General features: G+C 72.1%; 1 protein-coding gene and 1 pseudogene. One reads left to right on the forward strand and one right to left on the reverse strand.

Going from position 1 to position 2,371, the window contains the following annotated elements; translation table 11 throughout:
* Positions 1–95: 95 nt before the first annotated feature.
* The gene (gene pruA, locus ACFU7Z_RS38735) at positions 96–1,724 is read right to left on the reverse strand and encodes an L-glutamate gamma-semialdehyde dehydrogenase (RefSeq protein WP_380782848.1); all 1,629 of its coding nucleotides are present in this window, start codon (positions 1,722–1,724) and stop codon (positions 96–98) included.
* 388 nt (positions 1,725–2,112) lie between these two features.
* Between pruA and ACFU7Z_RS38740 the strand changes: the two are divergent.
* Positions 2,113–2,371: pseudogene (locus ACFU7Z_RS38740) on the forward strand (PucR family transcriptional regulator); the annotation flags it as partial.

The following is a 2,371-nucleotide window of genomic DNA, read 5'->3' on the forward strand; positions in this document are numbered from 1 at the left end:
GGGCACCGCCGCCCCGGGAGGCGGCGCCCGGCTGCGGGACCGGGCGTCGCGGGTGACCGGTGGCTACGGGACGAGCCGGCTGGTCAGGGGGCTGGTCAGCCCATGTGCGGGTAGCGGTAGTCCGTCGGCGGGACGAAGGTCTCCTTGACCGAGCGGGTCGAGGTCCAGCGCGCCAGGTTCTGCTTGGCGCCGGCCTTGTCGTTGGTGCCCGAGGCCCGGCCGCCACCGAAGGGCTGCTGGCCGACGACGGCGCCGGTCGGCTTGTCGTTGATGTAGAAGTTGCCGGCGGCGAAGCGCAGCTTGTGCATCGCATCCTGGGCCGCGGCGCGGTCCTGGGAGATGATCGAGCCGGTCAGGCCGTACGGGGACACCGACTCCATCTGGGTCAGCATCTCCTCGTACTTCTCGTCCTCGTAGACGTACACGGCCAGGATCGGGCCGAAGTACTCGTCCTTGAAGTACTCGGCGGCCGGGTCCTGGCAGACCAGGACGGTCGGGCGGACGAAGTAGCCGACCGAGTCGTCGTAGGTGCCGCCGGCGAGGACCTCGACCTGCGGGTCGGCCTGGGCGCGGTCGATCGCGGCCTTGTTCTTGGCGAAGGAGCGCTCGTCGATGACGGCCGACATGAAGTTGGACAGGTCGCTGACGTCGCCCATGGTGAGGCCGTCGACCTCGGCGGCGAACTCGTCCTTGAGGCCGGCCCAGAGCGAGGCCGGGACGTAGGCCCGCGACAGCGCCGAGCACTTCTGGCCCTGGAACTCGAAGGCGCCGCGGGTCATCGCGGTCTTCAGGACCTTCGGGTCGGCGGACGGGTGGGCGACCAGGAAGTCCTTGCCGCCGGTCTCGCCGACGATCCGCGGGTAGGTGCGGTAGCCGGAGATGTTGGTGCCGACCTCGCGCCACAGGTGCTGGAAGGTGGCGGTGGAGCCGGTGAAGTGGATGCCGGCCAGCGCCGGGTGCTTGAGCGCGACCTCGGAGACGGCCAGGCCGTCGCCGGTCACCATGTTGATGACGCCCTTGGGCAGGCCGGCCTCCTCCAGCAGCTGCATCAGCAGGTGCGCGGAGAACTGCTGGGTCGGGGACGGCTTCCACAGCACCACGTTGCCCATCAGCGCGGGCGCGGTCGGCAGGTTGCCGGCGATCGCGGTGAAGTTGAACGGGGTGATCGCGTAGACGAAGCCCTCGAGCGGGCGGTGGTCGCTGCGGTTCCACACGCCCTCCGAGGAGATCGGCTGCTCGGCCATGATCTGGCGGGCGAAGTGCACGTTGAAGCGCAGGAAGTCGACCAGCTCGCAGGGGGTGTCGATCTCGGCCTGCTGCGCGGTCTTGGACCGGCCGAGCATGGTGGCGGCGGCCAGGGTCTCGCGCCAGGGGCCGGCCAGCAGGTCGGCGGCCTTGAGGAAGATCGCGGCGCGGGAGTCGAAGGAGAGCGCCTGCCAGGCCTCGGCTGCGGCCAGGGCAGTGTCGATGGCCTCCTGCGCGTCGGCCTGGGTGGCGTTGCGCAGGGTGCCGAGCCGAGCCGCGTGGTTGTGCGGCTGGACGACGTGGATCTCGGTGCCGCCGCCCATCCGGCGCTCACCGTTGATCGTCATGGTCAGCTGGACCGGCTCCTGGCCGCCCAGCTCCTTCAGCTTGGCCTCCAGACGGGCCCGTTCCGGGCTCCCGGGGGCGTAGCTGTGGACCGGCTCGTTCACCGGCGCGGGGACCTGGGTCACAGCGTCCATAGAGCGCACGCTCTCCTTCGTTCAGTGCGGGGGGATTGCCGGCGCGGGTTGCACGCCGACCACAGCACGAACGCTATTCCTGGCCACCGGGCGACTTGATTGGCCGCGCGGCTAAATTCCCCCGTACGGCGTTGTCCGGCCCGACGAAGTCGGTCACGCCGCGGTCACGAACCGTCCCCGATCGCCCCACCTTTCACACCACCCCGCGCCACCTCGCGCCTCCGGGCTCACGCCCCCGGCCCGCGAAGGCGGCTCGCACGCCGGTGCCCGTCGGCAGGCCCCGGCGCGCCCGCGCGCCGGGCCGCGGTCCGGAGGCCACGCCGAATCTCTGTCCGTCCGGCTAAAATCGACCGCGAAACGTTGTCCGAGCGGATGAAGGAGGACCGGCGTGACCACCCCCGGCCTGCCGCTCCGTCAACTCCTGATGTCCCTCGGCGAACCGCTGGTCGAGCTGCAGGCCGCCCCGCTGGGCCTGGACGTCCCGGTGCGCGACGTCGCCATCCTCGACCCGGAGGACCCGCCGACCGCCGCCCCCGGCGAGCTGGTGCTCGCGATCGGCGCCCGCGGCCGCGCCGCCCTGCCCGCCCTGCGCGCGGCCGGCCGGGCCGGGGCCGCCGCCGTCGCGGTGAAGCTGGACGGCCCCGGCC

Source organism: Kitasatospora sp. NPDC057518 (genome assembly GCF_042802075.1).
Lineage (GTDB): Bacteria > Actinomycetota > Actinomycetes > Streptomycetales > Streptomycetaceae > Kitasatospora.

What these genes read in the sequence shown, in the direction of transcription:
- pruA (WP_380782848.1), bottom strand. Translation starts at nt 1,724, where the DNA reads ATGGACGCTGTGACCCAGGTCCCCGCGCCGGTGAACGAGCCGGTCCAC.